The organism is Candidatus Hydrogenedentota bacterium, from assembly GCA_035450225.1.
Taxonomy (GTDB): domain Bacteria; phylum Hydrogenedentota; class Hydrogenedentia; order Hydrogenedentales; family SLHB01; genus DSVR01.
On record DAOTMJ010000006.1, the window covers coordinates 1 to 24292 of the forward strand.

Here is a 24292-nt window from a genome sequence, read left to right on the forward strand (position 1 = left end):
CGCGTATCGCGCAGGGCGTCCCCACCGGCAGCGGCCTCGAGTTCGCCGACGACATCACCCTCTCGCACGCCCTGCAGGGCCGCATGCGGCTGAAATAGCGCCGGTCCTATTTTCCGCGTGGGTTGCACTCCATTTTCCGCAATGCCATAATCGCGCCCGTGGCCAATACGGGGAGCAACAGCATCGGCATGAATCCGATAGCGCGTTATCTCAAGGACATCGAAAAGCAGTTGGCAACGGGCCGCGCGACCGAGCATACCCATCGCCCGGCCCTCCAGGCACTCGTGGACGCCATGCGCAAGAACGCCGTGGCCACCAACGAACCCACGCGCGTGGCTTGCGGCGCGCCGGATTTCATCGTCGCGCTTGACGGCGTCACCGTCGGGTATATCGAGGCGAAGGACATCGGCGAGAACCTCGATCAGGTCGAACGGACGGCTCAACTCGCGCGCTATCTCGAAGGGCTGCCGAACCTGATCCTCACGGACTATTTGGAATTCCGGCTGTATCACGCGGGCGAATTCGTCATGGAAGCCCGCCTCGCCCGAATCGCTCCCGAAGGCAAACTGCGCCCAAACAAGGATGGCGAGCGCGAACTGAACTCTTTGTTCGACGCGTTTTTCTCCGCGCAGTTCCCGGAAATGGCCACGCCGAACGATTTGGCTGCCCGCATGGCGGCCACGGCGCGCCTACTGCGCGAAGTGATCCGCGCTGCGCTCGAAACCGAAGCAGACATCGGCGAGCTGCACGGCCAACTCGAAGCGTTCCGCCGCGTGCTGCTCCACGACCTCGAACCGGCCCAGTTCGCCGACATGTACGCGCAGACCATCTGTTACGGCCTGTTCGCCGCGCGCTGCAACCATCGCGAAGTCCGCGGCCTGTTCACGCGCGAGGCGGCGATTTACGAACTCCCCGAAACGAACCCCTTCCTACGCCAAATGTTCGGCCATATCGCCGGACCCAGCCTCGACAAGCGCCTCTCGTGGGCCGTGGACCACCTGGCGCAACTCCTCGACCGTGCGGACATGGGCGCGATTCTGCGCGACTTCGGACGCCGCACGCGGCAGGAAGATCCCGTCGTCCATTTCTACGAAACGTTTCTGGCCGCGTACGACTCGGCCATGCGCGAAGCGCGCGGCGTTTACTACACGCCCGAACCCGTCGTCTCGTATATCGTGCGATCGGTGGACGCGATCCTGAAACGCGATTTCGGGATCAAGGATGGCCTTGCCGCCACGCAGACCGTCCCGATTTACGAGATGCACCAAGGCAAGAACGCCTCGACGCCCGAACGCCGGAAGGTGGGCGAAACGCACCAAGTCCTCATCCTCGATCCCGCCGTCGGAACCGGCACCTTCCTTCACGGCGTCGTCGATCACATCCACGAAGCCGTGTGCCGAAAGCATGGCAAAGGCGCGTGGAACAGCTACGTCTCCGCCCATCTCTTGCCGCGCCTGTTCGGATTCGAACTGCTCATGGCGCCCTACGCCGTCGCGCACATGAAACTCGGCATCCAACTCGCCGAAACCGGCTACACCTTTCAAAGCGGCGAACGGCTCCGCGTCTATCTTACCAACACCCTTGAAGAAGCCTTCGCGCTCGGAGACCTTCCCCTCTTCGCCAGCATCATCGCCGAAGAAGCCAACGCGGCCGGACGCATCAAGACCAAGTATCCCGTCATGGTCGTCCTCGGAAACCCGCCCTATTCCGGGCATTCAGTCAACAAGGGAGAATGGATCTCGGATCTATTGCGTGGTGTGGACAAGAAATCGAATCGGCGCACCGGCAGTTACTTCGAGGTGGACGGCGAGCCACTTCGCGAACGAAATCCGAAATGGCTCAATGACGATTACGTGAAATTCATCCGTTTTGCCCAGTGGCGTATCGAGCAAACCGGCTACGGTATCCTCGCGTTCATCAGCAATCATGGCTATCTCGACAACCCGACGTTCCGTGGCATGCGCCGGAGCCTGATGCACACTTTCGACGATCTCTATCTCCTGGATCTCCACGGTAATTCCAAGAAGAAGGAAAAGGCGCCGGACGGGTCGAAGGACGAAAACGTCTTCGACATCCAGCAGGGCGTCGCCATCGGCATCTTTGTCAAATACAGAAACCAGAAAGAAAAACAAACGACCACAATCCGACACGCCGAGCTTTGGGGCGAGCGGGAAGTCTGGGATCGCGGGAAGAAAGGTGAACGGCGGCTCGTAGGGGGCAAGTATGCCGCGTTGAATAGCGACGACGTGCTCTCGACAAAGTGGATGCAATTGACTCCGACGAGCCCGTTCTATTTGTTCATTCCGCAGGATGGCAAGAGACGGAAAGAGTACGAGTTGGGGTGGGTCGTTACGCGGATCATTCCGGTCAATTCGGTGGGAATCGTCACCGCCCGCGATCACTTGAGCGTCCACTGGACACCGGAGCAGGTCTGGAAGACTGTCCGTGAGTTTTCTTCCATGCTGCCGGAAGAGGCAAGGGATCGCTTCAGTCTCGGACCCGATGCGCGCGACTGGCAGGTTACCCTGGCTCAAGAGGACATTCAGTCATCAGGCCCGACGAAAGAGCGCATTGCGCAAGTGCTCTACCGCCCCTTTGATCGCCGCTGGACATACTACACGGGCCGCTCCCGCGGTTTCCTTTGCATGCCGCGCCCTGATGTCATGCGCCACATGCTCGCGGGCGAGAATCTTGGGTTGTCCACGACCCGCGCCGTCGAGATTGGACGCGGCTGGGAGCATGTGTTCTGCACGCGCAACATCATCCAGCACCACACGGTGTCCTTGAAGGAGGTCAACTATCTCTTTCCGCTATATCTCTACACGGATACCGGCGAAGACCCACAAGACATCGAGGCGTATGCGGCGCGGGAAGAGGCGGCGGCGTATGGCATCCACCGAAAAGCGAATCTGTCGGCAGAATTCATCGCGGACATTTCACAACGGCTGAAGATGACCTTCGTGCCGGATGGTACGGGCAACCTGAAGAAGACCTTCGGGCCGGAGGACGTGTTCCATTACATCTACGCCGTCCTCCATTCGCCCACATACCGCGCGCGTTACGCGGAATTCCTCAAGACCGATTTTCCGCGAATACCGTTGGCCTCGAACGCGCGTTTGTTCCGCGAGCTTTGCGCATTGGGCGCGAGTTTGGTGCGCTGGCATCTCCTCGAAGAACCGCCGGACAACGGCGTCTCTTTCCCCGTATCCGGCACGAACGAGGTGGACAAGCCGGAGTATGTCGAAGCCGCCCGCCGCGTCTTCATCAATAAGACGCAATACTTCGACGGCGTGGCGCCGGATATCTGGAACTTCCATGTCGGCGGCTATCCGGTCTGCCGGAAGTGGCTGGCCGATCGGAAGGGCCGCGTCCTCGAATTCGAGGACATCGGCCGATACGGGCAAATCGTTGCCGCGCTGCGCGAGACCATCGGCGTCATGCGCCAGATTGACGCCGCAATCGAAAGCGAAGGCGGCTGGCCCATTCGGTAGATCCCATCGGAAAAATTCGCGGAAGACCCGCACAAGAATTTACAATCCCATTTCATGGGACCGATGCGAATTAGGGCCGTCATGGGCGCAGCCTGCCTTGCGTTCGCGCTGTGCGGATGCGATGCGCTTCGGCGCATTCCCGTGGGTGCCGGCGACATGAAGATCGTCGAAGCGGCGGTATTCGAGGGGGGATATGGAATCGAATGGCACCGGAAAGTCGCCGGGAAATACTCGGAAGAACATGCGGGCGACCACGTGCGGGTGGAACTTTGGGGCGATCCGCGGGTGGCGGAGAAGATCAAGCCGAGGCTGTTGCGGGGCGATCCGCCGGATCTCTTTCTCATGCTGGGGTTGCCGGTGTGGATGTTGATCGCGGACGGGAAATTGCGCGATTTCAACGCGGCGCTCGAAAAGCCCGCTTACGGAACCGCCACACGGTGGCGTGACCTGTTCATTCCGGGCACCCTGGATATGTTCACGAGCGATGGCAAGGTGTACGCGCTACCGAGCGCGTTCGGCGCGTGGGCCTGCTGGTACGACGCGCGCATGTTTCGCCGGCACGGCTGGACGGTCCCGAAGACGTGGCGCGAGTTCGACGCGCTTTGCCGCGCGATTCGGATGGCCGGGGTGGAACCGATTGCGTTTCAGGGGAAGTATCCGAACTACGGCTGGTTTACATTCGTCACGCTGATACAACGGTGCGGCGGGCTTGCCGCGATCAACCGGATCAACTTGTTCGAACCGGGGGCCTTCTCGCACCCGGACGTGGTGCACGCCGCGCGGCTCACACAGGAAATGGCCCGGAACCACTTTCAACGGGGCGCGATGGCCATGACGCACACGGAAAGCCAGCTTCAGTTCGTCAACGGTCATGCGGCGATGATCTGGTGCGGAATCTGGCTCGAAAACGAGATGAAAAACAGCACCCCGCCCGGTTTCGAGATGCGTTGTTTCAACGTGCCCGCCGTCGAGGGCGGCAAGGGCAACCCGAACCTCTTCAACGGCATGGGCGCAGAGTGGATCTTCGTCCCGGCCGATGCGCGATTTCCCGAGGAGGCACAGGATTTCGCGCGTTATCTGGTCTCGCCGATCAACGCGCCGGACATGGGCGCGAGCATCGGCGTCATCTCCCCGATGCGCGGCGCTACGCCCCGGTCGGCGGTCAGTCCGGCACTGCAATCGGTTCTCGATATGATGGACAACGCGCCGGGCATTTTTTCGGTGCGGGCCGACGCATTATTCCTCGAATGGACGCAGGAGGTTATGCAACCGTCGCTGTCGGCCCTGTTGCGCGGCGAATCCACGCCGGAACAGTTCTGCCGTCGGCTCGACGACGGCATCGCGGCGGCATGCGCCAATCCGGACGCGATCATTCCGCCCCATGTCCCTTACGACCCAGTCCGGTTCGGAGAACAGCCATGAAAAAACGGGGAGAACAGCGCATCTTCATCGCAACGTTCCTCGCGCCGGCATTGATCCTGTTCACCGTCTTTGTGGCCCTACCGGGTGTGCGCGCGCTCGGATACAGCCTGCGCCGGTGGGACGGCCTCTCGACGCCGGTTTACGTCGGCCTGAAGAACTTCGCGACACTCTTCCGCGACAGTGAGTTATTTCTGACCGCGTTGAAACACAACCTCTTTCTTATGGCGGCGGGCGGTTCGTTGACCCTGCTGCTTGCGCTGTTCTTCGCCGCCGTGTTGCACCGGCGCGTGCGGGGCGCGGCGCTGTTTCGTGTGGCGTTCTTCTTCCCGAACGTGATTGCGTCGGTGGCCATCGCCTTGCTTTGGGTGCTCCTGTACAGCACGACGAATTTCGGCGTAATCAACGGCCTGCTGTTCCATCTGAGAGACGCGCTGGCGGTCATCGGCATTCCGTGGCCGGCGGGTTGGACGCTTCCCTTTCCCTTCGTGGACTCGAAATACGTCATTTACTCGATCGTGCCCATGATGGTCTGGACCGCGACCGGGTTTTACATGGTGCTGTTTCTGGCGGCAATGGAAAACATCCCGGAGACCTTCTACGAGGCGGCGACGCTCGATGGGGCGTCGTCCTTCGCCCAGTTCCGCCACATCACATTTCCCCTGATTCGCGAAGTGTTCACGGTCGGGCTTGTGTTTCTCGTGATCGGTTCGCTGAAGTTTTTCGATGCCATTTGGGTCATGGAAAACCAATGGCCGACGAAGGACTCGCATGTCCTCGCCACGCTGCTTTATCAGAAGGTGTTCACGGAATACAACGTGGGATACGGATCGGCCGTGGCTGTGTTGCTGTTCGTGCTGGTGTTTTTTGCGACGCTCTTGACGTTGCGCCTGTCGCGCAGGGAGGCGCTGGAATACTGATGCGGCCTTTCCATGCTTCCAGAACCGGATCGCCTCATTGTGCTTGTGTCCATAATCGAAGTTTCTTCATTCTTCATTTTTCATCCTTCCGGAATCCAAACCCATGTCCATACTAACCAGACTCCGCACCGCGGTCCTCCACGCCACGCTGCTGGCGTGGCTCCTGGCGGTTGTGCTGCCCCTGGCGTGGGTGTTCATGAATTCCCTGCGCAGTTCGCAGGAAATATTCGAGAATCCCTTTGGATTGCCGTGGTTGATTGCCGGTTCGCCCCACGCGGACAATCCCGCCGTTCCCGCCCCATGGGACGCGGCCCGGAGCAATTTCGCCTCGGCATGGGTCAAGTCGCATTTCAGCAGTTTCTTTTTCAACAGCGTCATCGTGACCGGCGCCTCGCTGGCCGGCGTACTGACCCTGTCGGCGATGGCTTCCTATGTTTTGGCCCGATTCCCGTTTCGCGGCAGCCGCCTGCTGTTCCTTTATTTCATCAGCGGCATGATGATCCCCGCGCAACTCGTGCTGGTGCCGTTGTTTTTCCAGTTCACGGAAATGTCGCGGTTCCTGACGCGCTTTACGGTCCCGTTCGGTTACGAAGTCCAGTTGCACGACTCCCTTTTCGGATTGACGGTTCTTTACATCGCGCTGAGCCTGCCCTTCACGATTCTCGTGCTCACCGGGTTCTTCAAGTCGCTGCCCGGCGCATTGCGCGAGGCGGCGATCATGGACGGCGCGGGCGAATACCGTGTTTTCTGGCATGTCATGTTGCCGCTCGGCAAGCCCGGCATCGTCACTGCGGCCATCTTCAATTTCCTCGGCCTTTGGAACGAGTATTTGTTTGCGTTGGTCTTCGTAAATGCCTCGGCGAAGAAGACCTTGCCGCTCGGCCTCGCCAGCGTGAGCATTCAGGCTCAGTACAAGAACGATTTCGGGTTGATGTTCGCGGGATTGGTGATCGTGATGCTGCCGACGCTGCTTGTCTACATGCTTCTGCAACGGCAGTTGACCCGCGGGATCACGATCGGCGCGCTGAAAGGGTAGGCTACACAACCGTCACGCATCGCCATGGATTCTGATCGCCGCGACAGTTACCGTCGTCTTTTTCCCAGCAGGCCGGATTCTATCGGAATGCGCTTGCCGAGCCAACGGCGCACAGCCAAATCACGGGTGCAGTAATCGCCGATATAGAGCAAGTGCATCGGCAACGTGCGCCGCGATCGCGTATCGCGGACGATGCGGGCGATCCGTCGCAGATTCAGGTAAAACTTCCGATACGCCCTATCGGCGAAGCGGAAAAAAACAGGGTCGGGAACGGTTGACAAATTCGACACGGCATCGAACGTAAAGTAGCTGAAACTGTCGTCGTAATTCATGTTCCGGAGCCGTTCGGGCATGTCGCGCAAGGTCTGGCGGTACAATTCCGTGCCCGGAAACGGCGTCACATAGAAAAAGAACGCCGAATGGAGTTTCGATGCGCATACGGTGTCCACCGTCAGTTGCATTTCTTCGAGTGTTTCGCCCGGAAATCCTATCATCGTGAAACCCGTGGCCAGAATTCCACGACGCACGGCCATCTCGACCCCTTGGATGAAGCGCGGTATGTTGAGGTGCTTTTCGATCTGTTTCTGGATGCGTTCCGATGCGGATTCAAGCGCAAACGAACTATACCACGCGCCCATGTCCGCCAAGGCATCCACCGTTTCTTGCGTTAGGATATCCGTCCGCATTCCGTTCGGAAACGCGACGTTGACTTTGACGCCCCGTTTTCCAAGCAAGTCGGCGATAGCCGCCACGCGTTCCGGGGCGAAATTAAAACTGTCGTCCATGAAGTCCACATCTTCCACGCCGAAGGTCTTGACATAATGCGCGATTTCGTCCACGACGCGTTCGGCGGAATGGAAACGGAATTTTTTCCCGAAAATATTGTGGCAATAGGAGCAATGCCATGGACACCCCCGGCTGCTGAACATCGCGATGTATTTTCGCAGCATCGGGAAAAAGACTTGCGTCGAGTTGGCCCAATACCGGCGGATGTCTATCAGATCATAGGCGGGAAACGGGAGGTCGTCGAGATTCTCGACGATGGGCCCGTGGCCCGGATTGGAAACAATCCCGCTGTCTGGACTGCGCCAAATCAAACCGGGAATGCCGCTGTAATCCCGGTTGTCCAAAAACGTCTGCACGATATGCAGGAAACTTCGCTCCCCTTCGCCCGCCACCAGCATGTCGGCGGCCGTATGATCCAGAATGACCGCGCCAAAGGCCGACACATGCGGCCCGCCCAGCGCCAAGAGCGCCTTGGGAAGCGCCTGCCGAATGCCTTGTGTCAGGACGCGCAGTCCGCGATGCGCGCCCGTCAGACAACGCATGCCCACGATGTCCGGTTCAAGTTCAGCCACTCGGGAAACCAGATCAGGGTCCGGCCAATCGGCTTCGCGCTGATCCAGAATCGTGATGTCCACGTCTAGATGACGTCTCACATACGCGGCAAGGTAGAGCAGACCCAGCGGCGGCGTCAATGCCGGCGTTTGTTCCCGCCGGCCCACGTTGATTAGGACAATGCGCAACGCGGCGCTCATAAGCCGGAGGGACCTTCGGGATAATGCACCGGATGACGGAAACGGCCGCGTTTCCGGCTGAATGATTGCTGGATGGCGCCTGGGAAGAATTGCAGGAAACGGAACGGATGCGGACAGTCGCGGGTGAAACGGAACAGCCGAACCGGATTCCCAAAGAATACCCGCGTGGCTTTGCGCAGGTAATAGAGGAGTTCCTCGTCCGACACGGCGGACAGGTTGACGACCGGATTGTAGTAGACGTCATGATTCGTGAAATCGAGGTTCTGCATGCGTTCCGGGCATAGTTGCATAGCCAAATCGTACAATCCCGAATTCGGATATGGCGTGGCCTTGAAGAAAAAGGCCATGTGCAACAGCGATTTCCGGGAAATATCGATCGTCATCTGCATTTCCTCGGCGGTTTCGGTCGGGAAACCGAACATCATGAATCCATAGGTGAACACGCGATGACGGGCCATCATTTCGACCCCGTCGAGAAAACGCTGAATGTTCAGTCCCTTGCGGACCAGTTTCTGTATGCGCGGGGAGCCCGCGTCCAACGCGCACGCGCACGAGCGCAATCCGGCCGCCACCATGGCGTCCACGATTTCTTGTGTAAGCGCATCCGTGCGGAGACCGTTCGGCATCGTCAATTTGACGCGTAGATTACGGCGATTGACCTCCTCGCTAAAACGGTACACGCGCTCATTATCCTGAATAAAAGCATCATCAATGAAATCGAAACGTTCCGCGCCGTATTTTTTTTGCAGATACTCCATTTCGTCCACGAGTCGTTCCGGCGTTTGCCCGCGGAAGGTCTTTCCGAAAATTTTATGGCAAAAGATGCAGGGAAACGGGCAGCCGCGGCTCGACGACAGAACGATTTGCTTCTGCGGCGGCGGGATCGGGGACTGAGAATAGACGGTCCAGTACCGCGGCACATCCAGTAGGTCGTAAGCCAAAAAGGGCAGTTCGTCCAGATTTTGCACGATAGGCAATTCGCCGGGATTACGCACAACCGACCCGTCGGGAAGTCGGCGATAAAGTCCCGGCACATGTTCGAATGTCTCCCCTTCCTGGATCGCGCGCAGGATCATTTCAAAGGCGATTTCGCCCTCGCCCGCAACCAGCGCATCGGCCTGCGTGCCCTCAATGGCCGCTGCCTGTACCGCCGCCGGATGCGAACCGCCCAAGAGAATCGTGCAACCGGGTAGTGCATCGCGGACGGCCTTGGTAATTCCGGGAACGAACGTGTCCGCCGACGTCATATACGAAATGCCGACGACATCCGGCCGCGCCTGAATGATGCGCCGCGCCACCTCGTGATGATTGATGCGCTCAAGCCGCTGATCAAGAAGCGTGATGCGCAGCCCTTTGATTTTGGCGCGCGCCCATGCCGCCAACGATAGGATGCCGACGGGCGGCGGCGTGGACGGCGCCGTCTTCAGGTACTCGCCGAGGCTGACGAGAAAGACATTCACAAATTATGTCTCCGGCGGACGAAAGCGATCCATCGGAATCGGCCCGCTCTTGCGCGATTTCAATTCTTTTGCGGGCACGCCGCCGACGGTAATCCCTTCCTTGACAATATCCGACACAACGGCCGCCTGGATACCGATGATGACCCAAGGGGCCACCTTGATGCCGGTCCGGATAATGGCGCCCGGAGACACTTGCACGCCTTCGCCCAGCGTGACGAATCCCAGTAGCGCGGAGTTGGTGCCGATGGTACAATAATCGCCGATGTCCACGTCGTGCCCGATGACGCTCGGCGAACCCGCACAGACATAATTTCCGATGCGCGCATCGGAGGCAATCCAGGTGCCCATCGTGATGAACCCGCCTACGCCGCACGAAATCTCCCCATAAATCTTGGCCGCGGGATGCACAAACGTCGGTGCGGGCGTCAACCCGCGCGCCAGCGCCTTCTCGACCAGCAGTTTCTTGACCCTCGGATACGTGAATGTGGGCAGGAAACTTTGGAAGGCGGAATCGTCCAGTCCGTAAAAACGGCGGGCCGGCCCGAAGTCCCAATCGCGAATGACCGGCAGCGTATCCTTGCAGACTACCGCCGTTTCCGCCTCGGACCGTTCATCCAGGATCGCGACTTTGATGCCCGGATACACCTCGCGCAAATCCTGATACAGCACCACCATCCCGCCTGCGCCGCCAAGGATGATCAAATCTCTCATTATGTCCGACACTCCCAATGACCAGCGTCAAGTATCCCGTTCGGTGTTCAACGTTGTCAAGATGCGACACTCAGATATTCAGCCAACGCCGCAATCGAAAATCGCGCGTGCAGTAGTCGCCGAAGATGAGCGCGTGGATTGGCAATGTGCGCTTCGATCGCGTATCGCGGATGATTCGCCCGATGCGTCCCGGATTGAGGTAAAATTTCCGATATGCCTTCTGCGCAAAGCCGTAAAACAGGTCATCGGGCATTTCGGACAAATTCACGATGGCATCCCCGGTGAAGAACGTAAGGCTTTCATCGAAATTCACGGCCTTCATGCGATCCGGCTTCCATCGCATGGCCTGATGGTAGAGTTCGGTTCCCGGAAACGGCGTCACGTAAAAGAAAAACGTTGAATGGAGCATCGAAGCGCATGCCGTATCAACAGTCATGCGCATTTCGGCCTCCGTTTCCGTCGGAAACCCGATCATGGTAAAACCCGTGGTAAAAACGCCCCGCCGGACCAGCATTTCCACTCCCTCGAGAAAACGCGGCAGGTTCAGGTTTTTTCCGATCATTTTCTGGAGGCGATCCGAACCGCATTCCAGCGCGCATCCGCTGTACCATGCGCCCATCGCGGCAAGCGCATCCGCCGTGTCGTTGCGAAGAATATCGGTTCGCAGTCCGTTGGGAAACGCCGTGCGCACTTTGATGTTCCGGCGTCCCATCAAATCCGCGATTTCCATGACGCGATCGGCGGACAGGTTGAAGCAGTCGTCCACCAATTCGAGATCGCTGACGCCGTATGCGCGGACATAGTGCTCAATCTCGTCCACGACCCGTTCGGCGGAATGGACACGGTAATTTTTTCCGAAAATGTTGTGGCAATAGTTGCACTGCCATGGGCATCCGCGGCTGGTAAACAGCGCAATGTAATTGCGCAGAAGCGGAAAGAAACATTGGGTCGGCAGACGCCAATACCGGCGAATGTCAATCAAGTCATAGGCCGGAAACGGAAGGCTATCCAACTCCCCGATAAACGGCGGCTGTCCCGGATTGGTAATGACCTCTCCTTCATGGCGCCAAATCAGGCCGGGAATCCGGCTGTAGTCTTTGTTGTCCTGGAAGGCTTGGAGGATGCTGTCGAAGGTTATTTCACCTTCTCCACGCACCAGCATATCGGCCAGCGTGGAATCCAAGAGTGTTTCGCCGAATGCGGAAACATGCGGCCCTCCAAGGACAACAAGGCAATCCGGCAGCGCCTGCTTGATCCCTTGTGACAGAATATGCAGACCCCGATGCGCGCCCGTGACGCAACGCACCCCGACGATATCGGGCTTCAGTGCGACAACTTGCGAGACGGTTTCCTCATGGGTCCAATCGGCGGCGCGTTGATCCAGGATGGTGATATCCGCCTGATGATGCTGCCGTACATACGCCGCAAGGTATAAAAGTCCCAACGGCGGCGTGAACGCCGTCACTTTTTCGACGCGTCCTGCATTTACCAGCGCTATATGCAATGCAGCCATCAGGCGGCCCTTGGGTTATGGGGTCCGAAACAGACGCAGCATCAAACGGGCATTGGTCAGGTGCTCGCGAATCGAGCGGACGGGCAGGGAAGCACGGGGCGGCCATTGCTTGACCGCCATCACATACGCCTGCCACACCAGGTACACCGCGAGATAAATCCACGAGAGAGGCAACGAACAAATGGATTCACAATGCTTGCGTAGCCACGGGAAACGCACAAAGAAATCGAACAACTTGTGCAGATTCTCTATTTTTCGTTTTTCAGCGGGCGAACGGAAAGAAAAAACGGAAAAACGACGCACCGATGGAGACAATCGTTCCCCGGGGGACAGGAATCCATGCTCGACGGCATAGTCGTAAATGTTTGTGCCGGGCCACGGATACAGGAGCGTCGCCAGCGAATAGGTCGGACGCACCGCGACATTGAAGTCCAGGGTTTTGAGATCGGTCTCAAAACTATTCTCAACGGGAATGCCCACCAAGTTGAACAGGAACAGGCGTATGCCATGTTTCTTGGCGACTTCCGTGGCTCTCAATATTTGCTCATTTTTCAGATTGCGTCGAAGCACTTCGTTGGCGACGCGTTCGTCGGCGCACTCGACCGCTATCCACATGGCGCACAACCCCGTGGCCTTGAGCAGTCCGATGAGTTCGTCCGTCACGTGTTCCGGCCGGCACGTGCATCCAAACGGCAGTCCTACGCGATCGCGGTACTCCGCGCAGAACGCCTCCATCCAGCCTTCCGGTTTCAACGCGAAATCGTCGTCGCAAAACCCGACGGCCCGAAGCGGATAACGTTCTTTCACGGCGCAAATTTCGTCAATCACCGCATGCGGGGCGCGATGGCGCACGACGGGCCGGCAGCCCCGGTAAATCCGATTCCATTGGGCGTTGAAGCAATAGGAACACGCATGGGGGCATCCACGGGAAGCCATGAATATCTTCCATCCCAGCCGGGCCAGATAGGGATCGCCCTCGTACAGAACGCGATGGTCGGGAACAGGGAATGCATCGAGGCTCGTGGCCAGCGGACGCAAGGGGTTGCGGTGAATCACGCCATCGTGCCGCACCCAAAAATTCGGCGTTTGCCAGTAGGCCCCGCCTTCCTGAATACGCCGGCAAAATTCGGCCAGCGCCCATTCTCCCTCGCCGATGCAGATCGCGTCGCATTCCGGATCGTCGTCAATCATTTCGGGCAAAAACGTCGGATGAATGCCCCCAAAAACGGCCCGAAAGCGAAATTCCTTTTTCAATTCGCGGTTGAGCGCCACATGAGATGCATAATCGTACGTCATGATACTGTAGCCGACGATATCCGGCTTGAAGGTCCGCATGAGATCCCGCAACCGTTTTTTCCCAAGACGCGCGGCCACGGCATGCCGGACCTCATGGCCGTCGGCGGAAAGACAGGCCGCCAGCGACGAAATGCCCAGCCGGGGCATTCGATTCAATTCGGCCGACAAGAAAAGTATTCTCACGCGCGGTATCACTCCCTGCCCGTTCGGCGCGAGTATAGCCGTAGCGGCAATCGCCTGTAAAACACGGGAATGGGCACGACAAACACGCGGAAACCGGTTCAGAAATAGCCCAGCGCGCGCAGCGCCTCATCGGCGGCTTTGACCTTCTGAAAAGGTTCGGGGTCCAGTTTTTCCGCGGCCAGTTTTCCGCCCGGGGATTCCGAAAGCGAGGCCGGCGTCAGAATGATTTTCTGCACGCAGGCCCAGTGTTCGCGGTCGGCGCCGGCTAGGGTAAACTCGAACAGGCCGTCGCCGGCATCGTAGGAGCCCGCGGCAATCGCCTCGAAGCGCGCCTGATCCGGCGGGGCGTCGGCCTTCTGTATCATGACGGCCCCGGTTTCTCCCCGCATTTTCACAAGAACCGCCGAGGCCGGGCGGCCTTCATGCGAAGAATCGTTGAGGATCTTGATATGCACGTTATAGGTTCCCGGCGGTACGGGGAAACGCACCTGCAAAACGGGGCATTCCTCTTCGGCGCATGAACACCACAAGGCCCCATCCGTACAGGCCCACTTGTTGTCCGTTCGGAGGCGCGGCGATTTGACGGGCAGTATCACGCTGCCTTCAACGGGACCGCCGGACACGCAAAACGGCGCAATCCATGCCGCGTCGAGCGTCACGGCCACTTGGGGCAATTGGAGATAGTCCCGCCAATATCCCCCCCAAGTCGCGTTCAACCGCTTGCGCAGCGCAGCGGCCTGTTCCGGCCTCGCGCCAATCAGATCCTCCGGCGCCGCATAGTTGTACGGCATGCGCCATAAATGTGCCTCATTGCCGTCCAGCGATTCCTGATACCGGTATTCGCCGTTTCGGATCATGAATGAATAAGGCCCGTCGTAGAAGCCGCGATCCGGAGCGGCAAACACAAATTCATGCGGTGGATCTTTCGCGACGCCGTTTATCCATGGAACAAGACTTTTCCCGTCGTACCGGGCGTCTGACGCGATTCCCAAGAGTTCCAGCAACGTGGGCGCGATATCCACGTTTTCAACAAGCGCGCCGATCCGTTTTCCGCCGGAAACGCCGGGGCCGGCCATGATGAACGGCACCTCCAACAGTTCGTCGTAGGAGAGATTTTTGGAATGTCCGACAAAGAAACCGTCTTCTCCAAGCGACTGCCCGTGGTCGGAACCGATAACGATGATGGTATTGTCCAGCGCCTTGATCTCTTCGAGATGCTGGATCAGTCTTCCGATCTGGGTGTCCGAATAGTGGATGGCGCCGTCATACAACGCTTCGAGATAGGCGCGATCGTCCGCGGTGAACGGCTGTCCGTCCCGCCGGACGTACGATTGCGCGAAATCCACGGGCGCCAAGTTGTCCAGCGCATAGCGCGGATCGATCCATTGATCGTCGGGCGGCGACAGGATAATCGGGAAATGGGTATCCATGGCATGGACGTAGGCGAAAAACGGCTTGTCGGGCCGTGTATCGAGCCATGCAAAGATCTTTTCGTTCAGTTGCGCCAGCGTGGGCACGCCGCCTATGCCGATAGCCCACGGCAATTTGATGAATTCGTCGAACGATTGCCCCATTCGGTCCGTCGCATCGAACATAGGATGCGCGTTGAACATGACGGTGTGGTAGCCATTGGCCCGCAGGGTGTCCGCCACAAGGACCTCGTGCGCAGGCGGTGTGCGCTGCACCACGGCGCGGGAAAACCGATCGCTCAAGCACGACACGGGGAAATAACGCCCCGTCATGTAGGATGGCACGGAAAAACAGGTGCCGGTGCTTTGGGAAAAGGTCTTTTCGAAAAGGACGCCGCGCTGGGCAAGCGCGTCCATGACGGGCGATGTGGGACGCGAATTGCCGTAACAGGACAGGTTCTTGGCGCGGCAGGCGTCGAGCACGATCCAAATCACATTGGAGCGGCCGGGAGATCGTTCCGCGTCGCCAGGCGTTGCGATGGCGGCCGTGGAATCCGTATCGGGAGCAGTTGGGATTGCAACCGCCGGACGCGGGGCGGAGTCTTGTCTCCGGAAAGGACACGTTCCATTCCACAGATAGCGCCAGCCTGATACCCCCAGCGCCAAACAAATAACGACCAAGCATGCGCCCATGATCTTTCCATTTCGGGTCATTAGACGTTTCCCTTTCACCTAACGCGGCTCAGCCGCAATGCCTCAATCAAGGATATGATTTCTTTGTCCGCAACTTCTGTGTGCCATGCACAGAAGTTGCGGACAAAGAAACTATTTCGCGATCGTCGCGGCGACTTCTTTTCTTTCGCGTTCCATTACCGAATTTGTGCTGACGCCCAAGCGAACCTCGCCGTTCATTCGTATAAGAAAACTGCTCATGCAACGATCCGCGACCGCGCGATCCCAGTTCAGGACCGAACAACTGGTGTTGATCGAAAGGCTCAGAAACTTCGAGGGCGTGTTCCGGGCGGAAACGCGCAACAGGTTGGCCAGAAACATCCGCGCGATGTGCGGGATGATTGTAAAAGATTTGGCCCGCAACGCATACGTCAAGGCAAGGCCCATGGCCACGGCCTGCACGAAGCGTCCCGAAGAGGCGAGCCGCTCCCACCTTTTCATCGCCCGATTCAGTCGTCTCATGTGGAGAAATTCGGTAATGGGCGCCATGCCCTGCCGGGTCCGGACGAACACCATGAGCTGCGTGTAGAGACACAGCCGCATGCCCATGATCTGCATGAGGGAAAAAAGCGCCTTTTGAAATGTAAGGTAATCTTCGCGGCGGCTGGCGGGGGTGGAATATCGCGCGTAAATCAAATCCATGATTTCATCCGGCATCATCACGTGCGATCGGTCGAGCGAACGCCCGCCCCCCGACCACGTGAATCCGTTGACGGAAACGGCGCGAATGAACGGTTTGTCGTGAGCGAAGTCTATGCAGGCCGCTACTTGGTCCTCATTGATATCCCGGAGAACCGTCACCGACAAGGTTGTGGGAACGTTCAAGGCCTGCAGGTTCTCCAGCGCGCGGATCTTCGGTTCATGGAACGCTTCCGATCCCAGAAGTTGCGTCTGTTCACGATTCAGGGAATCCACCGTGATCCGGACATCCGTTACCCCCGCCTCGATCAACTTTTTGCAAAAGTCCAGCGACGCCAGCGTGACGCCGTTGGTGGCCAGTTGGGCCGCCACGCCGCGGCGCGCCGCTTCGCGGAAAAAATCGAACACATGCGGATGCAGCGTGGGTTCGCCCCCTGAAAACGTCAGTTTGACATGGCCATGCTCGTCCAGGATTTGCTTCAAATCGTCGAGGGTCATGTCTTCGAAAGCCGGTTGGCGCATGTCGGCGTTGCAGTAGCGGCATAACATCTGGCACGAGGCGCTCCCGACAATCCAGATGTTTGCGATTTTCTCGGCGGGTTGTCCCTTGCCAAGGACCTCGCAATAGAAACGGTCGAAATCCGCATACGACGCCCCGTTATTCGACACGCAAAGCCGATACGAACCATGATCGGGGCATTCGCGAAGTAAGTAAACGGTTTCGCCTTCGCGCACGACGCGGCCTTCCACCTCGCGCGCGCATTCTGGGCACACGGCAACGGTTTTCCGAATCATGCACATTTATGACTGCTCCCGCTGAGTGCGTACGTTACGACGGGCAAGATTCATTGTTTGCATGATGTCACACCGTGCGTGTTTACCGCAATGCCGCCATGGTCCTCTTTGCGGCTTTTTGAATGCCAAAGTCCGCTGTGGCAAACTTGCGGCATGATTTTGCCCCGAATAACCGCCGTGAAGGAACGGCGTTACACGAGGTATGCGCGATCATGAGAATTTTGTTCCTTTCGGCAGAATACAGCAAGATGTCCCGGTTGGGCATCGCGTGGTTGGCCGGCGCTTTGATTGCCAACGGCCATGAGGTACGCTACGCCGTCGCTTTGCGTTTGGGACGCAAAGGCTTGAGAGAACTTATTCGAACCTTTCAGCCGGATATCATTGGCTACAGCATCATGTCGCATGATTATCCGGGGCATGTCGCCCTGAATCGCGAACTGAAGAGGGAATTCTCTTTTCTGGCCCTGTTTGGCGGCATTCACCCGACATTTTCGCCCGAAATGATAGAGGAGGATCCCGATTGCGACGCGGTATGTATCGGCGAGGGCGAAATGGCTTTTGTCGAGTTTTGCCGGCGCCTCGAGGGGCATGAAGCCTATTGGGAGACGCCGAGTTTTTGGGTTCGGCACAAGGGCCGTATTCATAAAAACACGTTGATGCCCTTGGTTCACGACCTCGACGCCCTGCCACCGCCCAATCACAGCGTTGTCTATGACGGGGACCCGTTTCAAGGTTCACTCGGTGGCAAACTTTTCATGGCTTCGCGCGGATGCCCGTATTCCTGCACCTATTGCTTCAACGTCCGTTACCGCGAACTCTACCCGCGAGAAACCCCCTCGGTCCGCCATCGTTCTCCACGCGCCGTGGTGGATGAAATATGCTCGGTAAAAGCACGGTATCCCTTGTTGTTTACCGGTTTCCCGGATGACAATTTTGTTCTTCGACCGCCGGGATGGATCGAGGAATTCAGCACACTTTACCGGGAACGTGTGGGCGTGCCCTTTGGCTGCACCGGGCGTCCCGAGTATTTTACGGAAGAAACGATTGTTGCGCTCAAGCAGGCCGGGTTGATTCTGGTGATGTTGGCGATCGAATGCGGTGATGAACGCGTTGCCAACGAAGTCTTGAACCGAAACTTGTCCAATAACTTGATACTGCAAGCCGCGGAAAGGACCAAGGCGCACGGCATACGGCTAGTCTTGTTAAACATGCTTGGAATGCCTGTGGAAAACAGTTTCGAAGTGGATCTCAAGACACTCGATCTCAACATTCAAATGGGGGCTTCCTCCTCGATGGCGAATCTAATCTATCCATGGCCGGGCACGCCCATTTACCAATACGCCGTGGATCATGGTTTTTTGTCGCCCGGCAAACCCGTAAATCCTTCCGTGAGGCGAAATTCGGTCTTCACATTTCAATCGCCCCTCGAACAGCGCAAGATTGAGAATCTGCACAAACTATTTGATTTGTTTGTTCATTTTCCATGGCTTCGGAAACATTGTGAATTTATCTGTTCACTACCCCTGACTTGGCCTTATCTGGCCGTTTATTTCATGCGTGTCGCCTATGCGCAAACATTTCGGCAATATCCGGCCCGTTTTTTTCTGCCTGTGGGTTCGCCGCGGGAATGGTTATCTCTTCTGTATTTATTCCTGCGGATACTTCGGACGCCATGACAGCGCCCAAAATCAATCGGTAAAGACGTCAATGGGGAAAAATGAGCGAAAGCGCGTCTAAGACAACAAATCCCGAACCGGCGCCCGGCCCAACCCGGCCAAGCCATTGGGTAAGCGCGATCGAAGGGCCCAAGGGCGTGGCGATCCTCGAGGCGGCGTCGCTCTTGTACGTGGGCGCGCCGATTTTGATTTTCATTCTGGGGTGGTTTCGTCTCTCCCTCGCCATCGCGTTTTCCGCCGCCTTTATTGGTTTGTTCTTTTACAGCGCCAAGCGGGCGGTGGCATGGGCCCGCGACGCCCGCGGCGACCGGCCGCCTCCCGATGCGTCCTACAGCGACGAGGATTTGTTTTTCCGTATCTTCCTCTTGGCGGGTCTGGTGGCGTTTCTTGTGGCCTGCACGGGCATTGGGGGGTTCACGTTCCGGTTTTCGGACTACATGGCCTATGACGGGATTCTCCGCAGTCTGATCGAGAACCCTTGGCCACCCGGCGCCATCAGCGATTATCCAAGTCCGGGCACGCGTTTCCCGGGACTTTGCCATTACTGGGCCTATTTCCTGCCACCGGCCGTTGTGGGACGTCTTTTTGGATGGAACGCCGCCTATCTGTTCACCTACGCATGGCATTCGATTGGCGTTTTGCTCGCCGTCATTTGGTTTTTGCGCCTGATCGGAACTTTTCGCCTGCGTTTCGCCCTCATGTTCCTCCTGTTTGCTGGAGTTGACATCATCGGTTACCTCTACACGACGCCGCTTCCCGGCACGCAGGACATTTCATGGCTTGATTATCTTACCGGCGGTTTCTGGTGGTCCATCGGGCGCGGCTGGATGGCGCATTGGTCCGCCAATTTTTCTCTTCTCACACCCGACGGCCAGACAATCATGGGCGGCGTTTTCTACCGGTTCTACGGAATGCTTTCCTTTTTGTTCGACGGTCCCAATCACGTCTTACCGGCATGGGTGCTGATTTTCATCGTGCTCCACGACGCGCTGCGCCGAAAGACGCTCGAACGTTCTTTTCTGCTTGCCTCGATACTGCCCATCTGTTCGATCTTCGTTACCCTCGGAACCATTCCCGTGCTGCTGATGGCAACCATTCACACCCGCGGAAGGCGTTTATTCACTTTGGGTAACGCGGTTGTAGGCCCTCTCCTCGTTTTTTCCTTCATTTTCTATTACAAATCCGTCGAATCCGACATACCGAGCAGTTGGCTGTGGACGTTTCAGGATGTGGGTAAGACATGGTCTTACTTGCTGTTGTATTACCTGTCGGCTTTCGGCGTTTATGCGATTGCCGCACCCGGCATGCGGGGCAACGAATATCGCCCGGGCCGACTCTGGTTTTACGGCGCGCTGGCCGTGTTTATCCTTGCGCCATGGTATCGTCTGGGCGTGTACAGCGATTTCACGACGAAAGTCATCATTCCCAGCCAACTCGTCTTCCTGGTTTGTTTGGCTACGGCTATCCGCGCACCGGAGGGGAAATACGCGACGATCCGCAGGCGAATCCTGATAGGGGCACTTGTGATAGGCACATGGTCCTCCTTGGGCATCGTGTATCGCGCGGTGGAATTCGGCTTTTCATTTCAGCCGCCGCCTCGCGAACGGGCAATGTATATTCCCGAAAAACTGGAGCGCTATAGTAAATCCAATGAAAAAATTGTCACTCACGAGGATAATTTTTTCTGGAAATACCTTGCGCGGCCAACTGTCTATATACAGACGCCGGAAAACCCGGCCGTCTTGTCCTACGATTTTACCGCGCCGCTGCCAAACGCAGAGGCTTGGAAATACTTCGGGGACAAACATGTGCAGTCAAGCGACGGCATTACGATTGAAATCCAGGGCAACCAGCCGCTGATACGCTGCGATGATGTCGCGCTGGACACACGCACCGCCGGATCCGCCATCCTGGAACATTCCGTGGTGGACGAACAGGGCCGCACGCCCGATTACGCCATGGTCTTCTTGTGGGCAAGTGAACAGGATGTGTGGAAACAGGGCGGCTGGTGGCCGTTCCACCGTTGGCGATCCAGCGTCATCCATCCGGCGCTGGAGCCACTCTCGGCCAATTCCTACTGGCGCGGCAAGGTCAAGACGATGGCGCTCTTTCTTAAAATAAACGGCGATGCCGGCGGACGGTACACGGTCAACTTGCGCCGTTTGATATTTTTACAGCGCTAATTTAATAGTATATTAAGCAAAATTACAGCGGTAATTTTCGAATATTTCCATGGCGGCATTGATTGCTATCGGACGTGTTTAGTAAAATGGGGGACCGTTTGTTAGCGGAATGCAAAACACAAGAAGCCTGTGTAGTCGCAGGATAACCCGAAAAACGAAGGAGAGCACCACCATGGCGAAGAAGAATGTCTATTACTTTGGCGCCGGCAAATCCGACGGCAAAGCCGAAATGAAAAACCTGCTCGGCGGCAAGGGCGCGAATCTAGCCGAGATGTGCAACTTGGGCATTCCAGTGCCGGCCGGTTTCACGATTACCACCGAAATGTGCACCGAGTATTACAAGAACAACAAGAAATTGCCCGCGTCGCTTACCGCGGAGGTCAACGCGGCATTGGCCAAGGTCGAGAGGGCCATGGGGAAGAAATTCGGCGACCCGAAGAATCCCTTGTTGATTTCGGTTCGATCCGGTGCGCGCCGATCCATGCCGGGCATGATGGACACGGTGCTCAACGTCGGCCTGACCCCCAAGACCATTCCGGGTCTCATCGAAAAAACGAAGAATGAACGGTTTGTGTACGATTCATACCGCCGCCTGATTATGATGTATGCCGATGTCGTGATGGAAAAGGCCGCGGGACTGGAACCAGCCGAGGGACAGGGGGTACGCCTCCAACTGGAACATGCCATGGAAGCCGTCAAAAAGGCCAAGGGGTACAAGCTCGATACCGATCTCACCACCGAGGATCTCAAGGCGCTGTGCAGCGAATTCAAGGCCATCGTCAAAAAATGCATCGGCAAGCCATTTCCCGAAGATGCGACCGAGCAGCTTTGGGGCGGGATCAAGGCAGTGTTCCAATCCTGGAACGGCAAACGTGCAAAGGAGTATCGCCGAATCGAGCGCATTCCCGAAGAATGGGGGACGGCGGTCAACGTCCAAGCCATGGTGTTCGGCAACACGGGCGAAACGTCGGCAACCGGTGTGGCGTTCACGCGCGATCCGGCTACGGGCGACAACAAATTCTATGGTGAATGGCTTGTCAACGCTCAGGGTGAGGACGTGGTTGCGGGCATACGTACCCCGTCCCCTTTGAACAAATCCACCAAAACCGAACAAAGCAAGCATCTCAAGTCGCTCGAGGAAGTCAACCCGAAACTGTACAAGCAGCTGGACGGCATCCGCACCAAGCTCGAGAAGCACTACAAGGACATGCTGGACATCGAGTTCACCATAGAGGAAGGCGTCTTGTGGATGCTACAGTGCCGCGTCGGAAAACGCACGGGCACGGCGGCGGTCCGCATGGCCGTGGACATGTGCGAAGAGAAACTCATTGACCGGAAAACGGCCATCATGCGCGTCGCGCCGGATCAACTTGACGAATTGCTGCATCCGATGCTCGATCCAAAGGCCGAAAAGACCGCCAAAGTCATCGCAAAAGGCCTTCCGGCGGGTCCGGGCGGCGGCGTCGGGCAGGTTGTGTTGACGGCCGATGAGGCTGCGGAATGGACAAAACAGGGCAAGAAAGTCATCCTCGTCCGCAATGAAACGTCGCCGGAGGATGTCCATGGCATGCACGTCGCCGAGGCCATTCTGACCGCGAAGGGCGGCATGACTTCTCACGCGGCGCTGGTCGCGCGCGGCTGGGGCAAATGTTGCATCGTCGGTTGCGGCGCGTTGCACATTGATCTGGCGGCGAAAACCGTCACCGTCGGGGACGTTGTAATCCGTGAAGGCGATTGGCTTTCGATGAACGGTTCCCACGGGCTGGTCTATTCCGGCAAGGTGCCTGTTGTGCCGGCGGAGCCCGAGCGGAACAAGTGGTACAAGAAACTCATGACGTGGGTGGATGCCACACGGCAACTCAAGGTCCGCACCAACGCGGATCGTCCGGTTGACGCGGCGCAGGCGATTGCGTTCGGCGCCGAGGGCATCGGCCTGACGCGCACCGAGCACATGTTCTTCGAGCCGGAACGCATCGTGCATGTCCGCGAAATGATTCTCGCGGAAAACGAGGAAGCCCGCCGCAAGGCCGTCATGAAATTGTTGCCGTATCAAAAATCGGATTTTTTGGGCATCCTGAAAGCGATGGCCGGAAAGCCGGTAACCATCCGTCTGCTGGATCCACCGCTGCACGAGTTCGTCACGCTGCACGATGAGCAAATCATGGAACTGTCCGAGGAAATCAATGTTCCAGTCTCCAAGATCCGCGCCCGCATCGCACAGTTGCACGAGTTGAACCCGATGCTTGGTCATCGCGGCTGCCGTCTCGGCATCGCGTATCCCGAAATCACCGAGATGCAGGCAACGGCCATTCTCGAAGCCGCCGCGGAATTAACAAAAAAGAAAATCAAGGTTGCGCCGGAAATCATGATTCCGCTCGTCGGGCATCCCAATGAGTTCGCAAACCAGGAAGCCATCGTTCGTGCCGTCGCCGAACGTGTCCAGAAAGCGTACAAGGTCAAACTGAACTACATGGTCGGCACAATGATTGAAATTCCCCGAGCCGCGCTCGTTGCCGACAAGATTGCCGAAAAGGCGGAGTTCTTCAGTTTCGGCACGAACGATCTTACACAAATGGGCTTCGGTTTTTCGCGGGACGACATCGGTGGATTCCTGCCGTTCTACCTAGCCAATAAAATCCTGCCGGACGACCCCTTCCAGACGCTCGACCAGGAAGGCATTGGCCAGTTGATCGCCATGGGGGTCCAGCGTGGCCGTTCGGCGCGTCCCTCGCTCAAGTGCGGTATCTGCGGTGAGCATGGCGGCGATGCCAACTCGGTGAAGTTCTGCCACCGTGTCGGGCTCGACTATGTGAGTTGCAGCCCGTTCCGTGTGCCGATCGCGCGTCTGGCCGCGGCACAGGCCGCCATTGAGACCCCGCGCAAGGCTGCCAAAAAGTAATCGAGTTCCCCATCCAAAATCATCGCCCCCGAATCTCGCTTCGATTCGGGGGCGATTGGTTTCAGTTATATTTCCAAAGAAGCAAACGTGATGATGCTTATTTGCCGTCCGCGGCCTTCAATTGGGCAACGAGATCTATATATTGCTGCATGGCCGCTTCCTGCGAAGTGCCTTCGAGCTTCTTCCACATGTCGTACTTTACGCGTCCAACGAAATCGAGCATACCGGGACGATCGCCTTTGCAATCCCCTTCCGTGGATTGTTTGAACAGGGCATACAACTGCAATTTCACATCGTTGTCCGGCGCCTTCGACAATTTGACCACATCGTCCTTTGCCTGTAGAAACGCCGCTTTGAGGTCTTCCGACATTTGACTACCCTCCATTTTTGCC

General features: G+C 57.6%; 15 protein-coding genes. 7 read left to right on the forward strand and 8 right to left on the reverse strand.

From position 1 onward, the window contains the following. The first annotated feature begins 188 nt into the window (after positions 1-188). The 4 genes from P5540_05460 to P5540_05475 all read left to right on the forward strand — a co-directional run bounded on the left by P5540_05460 (position 189) and on the right by P5540_05475 (position 6866). The gene (locus tag P5540_05460; GenBank protein ID HRT64256.1) at positions 189-3491 is read left to right on the forward strand and encodes a DNA methyltransferase; all 3303 of its coding nucleotides are present in this window, start codon (positions 189-191) and stop codon (positions 3489-3491) included. A 63-nt stretch (positions 3492-3554) separates the two neighbouring features. Then, positions 3555-4913, forward strand: a complete 1359-nt coding sequence (locus tag P5540_05465) for an extracellular solute-binding protein (protein HRT64257.1) — start codon at positions 3555-3557, stop codon at positions 4911-4913. Beyond that, positions 4910-5830: a sugar ABC transporter permease gene (locus P5540_05470; protein ID HRT64258.1), complete on the forward strand. Its 921-nt coding sequence runs from the start codon at positions 4910-4912 to the stop codon at positions 5828-5830. The genes P5540_05465 and P5540_05470 overlap by 4 nt, the downstream gene beginning before the upstream one ends. A 103-nt stretch (positions 5831-5933) precedes the next feature. Beyond that, on the forward strand, positions 5934-6866 hold the full coding sequence (locus P5540_05475; GenBank protein ID HRT64259.1) for a carbohydrate ABC transporter permease: 933 nt from the start codon (positions 5934-5936) through the stop codon (positions 6864-6866). 47 nt (positions 6867-6913) lie between these two features. On the opposite strand, the gene P5540_05480 is transcribed toward P5540_05475, so the two are convergent. The 7 genes from P5540_05480 to P5540_05510 form a co-directional block, all read right to left on the reverse strand. Next, on the reverse strand, positions 6914-8404 hold the full coding sequence (locus P5540_05480) for a radical SAM protein (GenBank protein ID HRT64260.1): 1491 nt from the start codon (positions 8402-8404) through the stop codon (positions 6914-6916). Next, positions 8401-9864, reverse strand: coding sequence for a radical SAM protein (locus P5540_05485; GenBank protein ID HRT64261.1), 1464 nt, complete (start codon positions 9862-9864; stop codon positions 8401-8403). Before P5540_05485 ends, P5540_05480 begins: the two co-directional genes overlap by 4 nt. Positions 9865-9867: 3 nt before the next feature. Then, positions 9868-10575 carry a hypothetical protein gene (locus tag P5540_05490; GenBank protein HRT64262.1) on the reverse strand — a complete coding sequence of 236 codons (708 nt, stop codon included), beginning with the start codon at positions 10573-10575 and terminating at the stop codon, positions 9868-9870. A 70-nt stretch (positions 10576-10645) separates the two neighbouring features. Next, positions 10646-12088, reverse strand: a complete 1443-nt coding sequence (locus P5540_05495) for a radical SAM protein (GenBank protein ID HRT64263.1) — start codon at positions 12086-12088, stop codon at positions 10646-10648. A gap of 15 nt (positions 12089-12103) precedes the next feature. Next, positions 12104-13567 (reverse strand): radical SAM protein, encoded by a 1464-nt coding sequence (locus P5540_05500; GenBank protein HRT64264.1) that lies wholly within the window; start codon positions 13565-13567, stop codon positions 12104-12106. Positions 13568-13665: 98 nt separating this feature from the next. Further along, complete coding sequence (locus P5540_05505) at positions 13666-15690, reverse strand: sulfatase (GenBank protein HRT64265.1); 2025 nt, start codon at positions 15688-15690, stop codon at positions 13666-13668. Between the two features lie 111 nt (positions 15691-15801). Then, on the reverse strand, positions 15802-17148 hold the full coding sequence (locus P5540_05510; protein HRT64266.1) for a radical SAM protein: 1347 nt from the start codon (positions 17146-17148) through the stop codon (positions 15802-15804). A gap of 206 nt (positions 17149-17354) precedes the next feature. Between P5540_05510 and P5540_05515 the strand changes: the two genes are divergently transcribed. The 3 genes from P5540_05515 to ppdK all read left to right on the forward strand — a co-directional run bounded on the left by P5540_05515 (position 17355) and on the right by ppdK (position 23900). Beyond that, positions 17355-18818: a radical SAM protein gene (locus tag P5540_05515; GenBank protein HRT64267.1), complete on the forward strand. Its 1464-nt coding sequence runs from the start codon at positions 17355-17357 to the stop codon at positions 18816-18818. A 41-nt stretch (positions 18819-18859) separates the two neighbouring features. Further along, positions 18860-21001: a hypothetical protein gene (locus tag P5540_05520; GenBank protein HRT64268.1), complete on the forward strand. Its 2142-nt coding sequence runs from the start codon at positions 18860-18862 to the stop codon at positions 20999-21001. Positions 21002-21173: 172 nt separating this feature from the next. Continuing rightward, a complete protein-coding gene (ppdK, locus tag P5540_05525; GenBank protein HRT64269.1) occupies positions 21174-23900 on the forward strand; it encodes a pyruvate, phosphate dikinase in 2727 nt (908 codons plus the stop codon). A gap of 97 nt (positions 23901-23997) precedes the next feature. Here the strand turns inward: ppdK and P5540_05530 are convergent, their stop codons facing one another. Then, positions 23998-24270, reverse strand: coding sequence for an acyl-CoA-binding protein (locus tag P5540_05530; protein HRT64270.1), 273 nt, complete (start codon positions 24268-24270; stop codon positions 23998-24000). Positions 24271-24292 lie beyond the last annotated feature (22 nt).

Bases quoted from the DNA above. Each gene is read 5' to 3' on its own strand.
- P5540_05530 (HRT64270.1), bottom strand. From the start codon at position 24,270: ATGTCGGAAGACCTCAAAGCGGCGTTTCTACAGGCAAAGGACGATGTG.
- ppdK (HRT64269.1), top strand. From the start codon at position 21,174: ATGGCGAAGAAGAATGTCTATTACTTTGGCGCCGGCAAATCCGACGGC.
- P5540_05490 (HRT64262.1), bottom strand. From the start codon at position 10,575: ATGAGAGATTTGATCATCCTTGGCGGCGCAGGCGGGATGGTGGTGCTG.
- P5540_05510 (HRT64266.1), bottom strand. From the start codon at position 17,148: ATGTGCATGATTCGGAAAACCGTTGCCGTGTGCCCAGAATGCGCGCGC.
- P5540_05460 (HRT64256.1), top strand. From the start codon at position 189: ATGAATCCGATAGCGCGTTATCTCAAGGACATCGAAAAGCAGTTGGCA.
- P5540_05505 (HRT64265.1), bottom strand. From the start codon at position 15,690: ATGACCCGAAATGGAAAGATCATGGGCGCATGCTTGGTCGTTATTTGT.
- P5540_05515 (HRT64267.1), top strand. From the start codon at position 17,355: ATGAGAATTTTGTTCCTTTCGGCAGAATACAGCAAGATGTCCCGGTTG.
- P5540_05465 (HRT64257.1), top strand. From the start codon at position 3,555: ATGCGAATTAGGGCCGTCATGGGCGCAGCCTGCCTTGCGTTCGCGCTG.
- P5540_05520 (HRT64268.1), top strand. From the start codon at position 18,860: ATGAGCGAAAGCGCGTCTAAGACAACAAATCCCGAACCGGCGCCCGGC.
- P5540_05470 (HRT64258.1), top strand. From the start codon at position 4,910: ATGAAAAAACGGGGAGAACAGCGCATCTTCATCGCAACGTTCCTCGCG.
- P5540_05495 (HRT64263.1), bottom strand. From the start codon at position 12,088: ATGGCTGCATTGCATATAGCGCTGGTAAATGCAGGACGCGTCGAAAAA.
- P5540_05480 (HRT64260.1), bottom strand. From the start codon at position 8,404: ATGAGCGCCGCGTTGCGCATTGTCCTAATCAACGTGGGCCGGCGGGAA.
- P5540_05475 (HRT64259.1), top strand. From the start codon at position 5,934: ATGTCCATACTAACCAGACTCCGCACCGCGGTCCTCCACGCCACGCTG.